The organism is Paenibacillus sp. S150, assembly GCF_019352175.1.
In the GTDB taxonomy this organism is placed as follows: Bacteria; Bacillota; Bacilli; order Paenibacillales; family Paenibacillaceae; genus Paenibacillus_AQ.
In genome coordinates this window covers 60,367-66,776 of the sequence record NZ_JACBYI010000039.1, presented here as the reverse complement: position 1 = coordinate 66,776, position 6,410 = coordinate 60,367, and the positions used below count along the sequence as shown (strand labels likewise).

The following is a 6,410-nucleotide window of genomic DNA, read 5'->3' as shown; positions in this document are numbered from 1 at the left end:
CTGGATATGAAAGGAAATTTTCGCAGGGGGGATCCCCCCTGACCCTTGAAAACCATTCCTATCCATTGTCCCAATGGATATCCTACAACCTTTAAAGATAATTACACAAACTTCTTGACGCTACCTCTACCACAAGCTTTTCAGTCCAATGAAGTTCACTAATTCCACCTCACTCCCAGGCCCCGGTAGCGATCGAGCGCAGCATCCCGGTCCTTCTACCTGCTGTCCTCCCCCTGCCTGCCGGGCCCCATCTTCAGCTTGCGGTAGTCACCCGGAGTGACGCCGACAATCCGCTTGAACACCCGCCCGAAGGTAATGGAATTGGCGTAGCCCAGCTTCTGGGCAATATCCTGGAGATTGTCGCTGGTTGTAGCCAGCAGATACTCGGCCCGCTGCATCCGCAGCTGAGTCAGAAAATCCACAAATTTCATGTCAAATTCCTCTTTGAACAGATGACTGGCGTATTTGCCCGAAATTTGGAACCTGTCGCTCAGATGCTTGAGCGACAGGTCCGGGTTGTCAAAATTCTCTTCTATATATACCTTCATCTCGCTGATCATCGCCCGGTAGCTTTTGGACTCATTGACGGATACATAGATCCGGTAGATCTCGGCAAGCCATTTCAGCAGCACGGCGTGAACCTGAGCCAATGTCGTTTCCGCTTCAATTTCGCTGTAATAGCCTTGCAGGCTCGGTGCGCTGAATATTCTTTTCAGGCTGTCCGACAGCTGGCCCAGCTCACGGTCCAGCATCTGAATCAGAGTGTGGAGCATAAGGTGAATCTCTTCATCCTTCACCTGATCCTCGCTGAACCAGACGAACAGCTCATCGAGCCTGTGCCGCCAGCCCTCGTCCGCAATACGGAATTCCCGGACAATTCCGCCGAGCATTTGCAGATATTTGTACGACTGCAGTGCCGATCTGTCCGGCAGGCTGCCGCTCAGCACGACCATATCCCTGCCAAGCGACAGCTTGTGCTGCAAGGCCATGTCTGCCGCTGTGCAGGACCCCGGTACAGATTCCAATCCGGCAACGACCGGCCCCACGCCGATGGCCAATGACAGCCCCAGATTGTCGCTGACCCAGCGCAGGCAGCGCTCGGCGAGTATCCGCAAGATCTCCTGGTCCATTCCGGAATCCTCCCCGGAGCTGGCGATCAGTCCAATCCGGTTGCCGCTCACCCATTCGGCCCAGCCCTGCAGCCCCTCTTCACCCGCCAGCTCCTGGAACAGATTCATGAGCGTGAGCTTGAGCAAATTCTGGTCCTTAGCCGGATATTTCCGCCGGAAATCGTCGTAATGGTTAATTTCAGCTGCTATGTAAGCGAACTGCCCCGTCTCACCGGCGAACGGAGTGAAGCGCTCCAGATGGTCCGCCAGGGAAGCAATGCGTTCTCCCTCCAGCAAATCCAGGAACAGCTGGCGCCGCCGGACCAGCAGATTCTCATCATGCTGCTTTTGATAATCCATCGTTTGGTGAATCAGGGCTTCGAGCGCCTGGTCAATCATGACCAGCTCGTTCCTTGAGGTGGTATCCATGCCCTCTTCACGGAACTGAAGGGCCTGTATCCGGTTCATCATCGCCTTGATCGGCCGGTAATTCTTGCGGGTAATATACAGGACGTACAGGGTTCCCATAACCACAGTCAGGATGCCGATAATAATCCAGATATACGAGACCACGGACATCCAGGCGAACAGTTCTCCGGCCAGGATGCCGCTCTCAAAGGTCCAGCCCGCATTGTCCAGAGCAATCCGGGTCAGTACACTTCCCTTGGGTATTTCTTTGTCTCCGTGGGCCGTATAGACCAGCTCGCCTTGATCATTAACAACACGCATGAAGGAGACCTGGCTGTTCGTCATATCGTCAATCATCCGTTCAATCCGGTACATGCTGAGATTGAAGACTATTACACCTTCGGAGCCGAACGGAAGCGGCAGCCGCTTATACATGCTGATCACGCGTGCATTAGGATCGGAGCTGAACATCTGAAGATTGCGGACACCGCTCCACCCGCCTGTATCCGTGCGGCTCAGCGCCTGGTTCAGGTAATCCCGGTCGGCAAAAACCTCGCTGTCCATCAGCCCGTTCAGGGTCAGCACCTTGCTGTCGAGCTCCCGGTATATGTAGATGGAGTCGATCAGCTGATTGCGGTATATCATGTCACGCATATCCTTCACGGTATTGTAGAGGCGGGTCCGGTCATCCTGATCGCTCACCCCGTTCAGATAATCGCTGTAATCGTGATTGGTCTCCATCTCCTGCAGCACAGCCAGCTCCACTTCGCTCAAGGCATTCTGCACGGAATCCACGACGTAGCCTGTAGAGATGCGGTTGGCCTTATTGGTCTCATTGCGCGAAAGCTCGCCTACTATGAGAAAGGAGAGAAAGATGAGAATCGATACGGTCAGCAGAAATATAGGAAAGTAGGAGAACATCATTCGGCTGGACCAATTTCGCTTCATTTTGAACCCCCCGCTCCTCATAACTTGAATAAGCGGGATCTGCCGCCGGGGGCCTGAGAATTACAGGTTGGGTGACATTCCCGCCATTCTGTTAATCCAATATAACATGCCTGCTCCGATTAGTGCACTGACAGTGCAGGCCAGATACATCGCCTGTGCTCCGCCCGCTTGATACAAGTAACCGTTCAGCAGGTTGCCCGCAATGCCCCCAAGTCCTGAAAATACCATATTAAATACGCTTTGGCCGGTAGCCTGCATTTTTCTTCCCGCAGCGTTTGCTACATGCTCAACCGCAGCGACGTAGAACAGGCCGAAGGACAAGCCGTGCAGCACCTGAATGCCGACCATTACTGCGGGAACCGGGAACAGCCATTGAATCGCCCACCGCAAGGCATAGAAAAAAGCGGCCAGCAGCAATGTGCGTTCATGCCCAAGCCTGCGGAGAATCCTGGCGGCCAGCAGCATGGAGGGAATATTGGTCAGGGAAGCCAGCAGCAATGCGGTGCCTACCAAAGAATAGCTGCCCCCGGCATCCTGAAAGGCCAGCACGAAAAAGGAGTTGTAGGCGGTAAGTGTCTGGTTCACAAAAAAACAGGCGGCCAGAAACATTACAAACAGCCGGTTCCCCAGCAGTTCTTTGAGACCTTGGGACAACGAAATCGCAGCGGCATTGTTCTCCGTACTGCGTGACAGGCTCAGCACAGTAACGGCACTTGCAAGGCTGAGGGCCAGAAATGGCATCCACAGCTGTGTAATTCCGAAGTTAGACAAATAGAGTCCGCCCGCATAGCCGCCCAGAGCTGTGCCCAGGCTGCCCAGCATGCGGATTGTTCCGTAGGAGGTGAACGCCTTCTTCGCTGCCGAGACGGCATAGGAATCGGCAATTGGGCTTTGTGTGGCCTGAAAGACAATCGACAGGATATATGCCATTACGATCACTATGAAATACTTATAGCCATAAAAGAAAGAAAGGCAGGCGGGGACAGATATACTTAGAATCAGCACAAGCTTCGTCTGGCGGTAGCGGTCCACCAGCAGGCCCCAGACGGGCTGCACCAGAATGGATAATAACGTCCCCACCGACATCAACACCCCGGCTGCATCGGCCCCCAGTCCCTGATGAACAAACAGGGTTGTCAAATAGGGATTAAACAATCCGCCCGCGAGGCCTGAAAACAGATATACCAAACGGAGCTTCATCAGCTCCATTTTGGCTTGCACAGGTATTATCGCCGTATTCTCCAAGTTGCATTCTTCCTTCTTCATAGGTTATTGGCAAAAGACAGACCTCCCGCCCGGCTTGAGGTCCAGCCTGATAGGGTTATGGATGGAGCGGGTCCAGCCGCAGAGTAAAGCTCATGCGCGCCTTCCCGTCCTGGGGGCGGTGCAAATAAATAATCTCCAGCAGCTTTCCTTCCCGGTCCCAGTAAACCGCCGGGTCCGGAGCGGCGGCAGACACCGTGCAGCTTAGATTCGGCAGCAGCCAGCGTTCAGGAGCAATCTCCGCGGAGGACAGTCCGGGTCCGCTGATTTCAAAATAAACCTCTATGTCCACATCCGTATCCAGCCGGACATCAACGGCCAGCAGATCCTTTTCCACACCGGCCTCGAAGATCACCCCCCGCAGGTGGGTGTTCCAGCCTTTGCCCTTCTCCCTGCGGAGCAGCCGCAGGTAGCATTTCTCCCCCCGGGCATTCATCCAGTGGATGGTCGCCGGGTGCATCTGTCCGTTCGTGTTCCGGCTGCCCGACATCGCTCCGAGCATCCGCCGGCCTTCAATCCAGGCGGCGGCGGTGCACAAATTGCGGTTCTCTCCGGGCTTGTCCCGTTCGCAAAGCTCGCGGAACCTCCGTTCGGTTCTGCGGTCTCCGCTATGCGCCTTAAACTGCGGGAGCAGCTCTTCCGGAAGGTCCACGCCCGCCAGGGCAATCAGCGGGTCATGGCTGGTTTCGCAATTGACGGCAGCCATATATTCATAGCCTTCCCCCAGTGCCAGATAGAGAAAGACGCCTATCGAGCTGTGGCCGGTCAGCTCCATCTCATAGGCCCGGGAGAAGGGCCCCGACAGATTCTCCAGATTCGGATTATAGAACTGTGCGATATTGCCCCAGAGTCCATGCTCAAGCATGCGTCCGGTTTGCCGGATGGAAGGAGATTTGCCGTACACTCTCCACATCCCCAGCACGGTCAGATCCACCCCGTAATAGGTAGACGTATTGAACTCCGCCAGGGAACCGAATTCCTCATAAGCAGCCATCGTTTCCGCCGCCTCCCGGTCCGCATGCGCCATCCAGCCCGCATTTGCAAACCGGTGCCCGTAGTAGTGGACAATGAAGATATGCATAAGTACAATATTCGAGTTCATCGGAATCGCGTCGGAGACACGGCGGTCAATTGAAGCAGCTGCCGCCCTCTTCATCGCTTCATCCATCCGGCGGACCAGCTCTTGCGGCAGCATACCTTCAAATTGATCAAGAATGAGCGCAAAGGTGCAGGCGATGAATTCACGCCAGTTCGGATCATAGCTTCTCCATACAGGGGGCAGCACTTCATCCACTGCATTCCGCAGGGATTGTCTAATGGTCTTGTCATCCAGACCCGCTGCCGCCAGATTCCCTTCTGCCGACAGCCGGCCGGTTAATTGCCGCCCGACCTTCTCCACCGTCTCGCTCAGGAAAAAGCTGAAGCCCGGGGCGAACTTCTTCCAGTCATAGTTGCCTGCCGGAGGCAAGGCTGCCTGGGGGGAGGTGCGGAAGGTGCCGTGGTAAATTTCGTCCGGACAGTCGAACTGCATATCCATCACCCGCTCCAGCACTTTGCGCGCCCGTCCGGCATCACCGTCAGCCCCCCGGATAAGCAGAGCCAGCGCATAATGCGCGCTGCTGCGGGTATTGTGCCTGCCGGACTCTTCTTCGTCCCTGAGCAGCTCCATCTCCCCGTCATAGAGCGGGTCCATCATCGCCAGCGACTGCTGCACCAGGAACCGCTGCTGCTTCGTGAGTCTGTCTATCATCGCCTGTGTCATTTGTCTTCCTCCCTCCCCTTAGCCCTTGACCGCCCCGACCATCATGCCGCTGATGAAGTAGCGCTGCAGGAACGGATAGACGATCAGAATCGGAAGCGTGGTGAACACTACACTTGCCGCCTTCAGGCTCTCCGGCATCAGCTTGTTCATGCCCAGCCCCTCCTGCTGCATCAGATCGCTCACCTGATTGTTCTGGATCATCTGATACAGCTTGAGCTGCAGCGGGTACAGATTGGTATTGTTGATATACATCAGGGCGTCCTGGAAGCCATTCCAGCGGCCCACGGCATAGAACAGGCTGAGCGTAGCCAGTGCGGGAAGCGACAACGGCAGAATAATGCGGAACAAGGTGCCCAGATGCGTGGTGCCGTCAATCTCCGCGGCCTCCTCCAGGCTTTTGGGAATGCTGTTCAGGAAAGAAATCAGGATAATCATATAAAAGGGGCTGATCAGCCCCGGCAGCACCAGCGCCCAGACTGTATCCAGCAGGTTGAGGCTGCGGACCAGAATATAATCGGGAATAATCCCGCCGCTGAAGAACATCGTAATGACAATGATCAGCATGAACCATTTTCGTCCCCGCAGATCCTTTTTGGACAGGGCAAACGCAACGGCTATCGTCATGGCCATAGACAGAGCTGTAGCCAGAATGGTCAGAAAGATTGTAAAGCCAAGGGAGCGGATCATGGACATATCGGAAAAAACCTGGGCGTAAGCTTCAAAGCTGAAGTCTCTGGGGAAAAAGCTGACCAGTCCCGCCATTATCGGACGGCTGGAGCTTAAGGATACCGCAATAATATGAATAAAAGGCATCAGGCACAAAATCACAACGAAAGTAATCAGCAGGACATTAAAGATATCAAATATCCGGCTCACTGCGCGTTCACTCATTTTTCATTCCCCCTCTTTCTCTGTTTATT

At 54.9% G+C, this 6,410-nt stretch carries 4 protein-coding genes; all 4 read right to left on the bottom strand.

The features are described 5' to 3' along the window. Positions 1-215: 215 nt before the first annotated feature. Positions 216-2,465, bottom strand: a complete 2,250-nt coding sequence (locus HYD27_RS25240; protein ID WP_219219798.1) for a helix-turn-helix domain-containing protein — start codon at positions 2,463-2,465, stop codon at positions 216-218. A 60-nt stretch (positions 2,466-2,525) separates the two neighbouring features. Next, the gene (locus HYD27_RS25235) at positions 2,526-3,710 is read right to left on the bottom strand and encodes an MFS transporter (RefSeq protein ID WP_228745323.1); all 1,185 of its coding nucleotides are present in this window, start codon (positions 3,708-3,710) and stop codon (positions 2,526-2,528) included. A 76-nt stretch (positions 3,711-3,786) separates the two neighbouring features. Further along, on the bottom strand, positions 3,787-5,490 hold the full coding sequence (locus HYD27_RS25230) for a hypothetical protein (RefSeq protein WP_219219797.1): 1,704 nt from the start codon (positions 5,488-5,490) through the stop codon (positions 3,787-3,789). Between the two features lie 18 nt (positions 5,491-5,508). Then, positions 5,509-6,381: a carbohydrate ABC transporter permease gene (locus HYD27_RS25225; protein WP_219219795.1), complete on the bottom strand. Its 873-nt coding sequence runs from the start codon at positions 6,379-6,381 to the stop codon at positions 5,509-5,511. Positions 6,382-6,410: the final 29 nt, after the last annotated feature.

Bases quoted from the DNA above. Each gene is read 5' to 3' on its own strand.
- HYD27_RS25230 (WP_219219797.1), bottom strand. From the start codon at position 5,490: ATGACACAGGCGATGATAGACAGACTCACGAAGCAGCAGCGGTTCCTG.
- HYD27_RS25225 (WP_219219795.1), bottom strand. From the start codon at position 6,381: ATGAGTGAACGCGCAGTGAGCCGGATATTTGATATCTTTAATGTCCTG.
- HYD27_RS25240 (WP_219219798.1), bottom strand. From the start codon at position 2,465: ATGAAGCGAAATTGGTCCAGCCGAATGATGTTCTCCTACTTTCCTATA.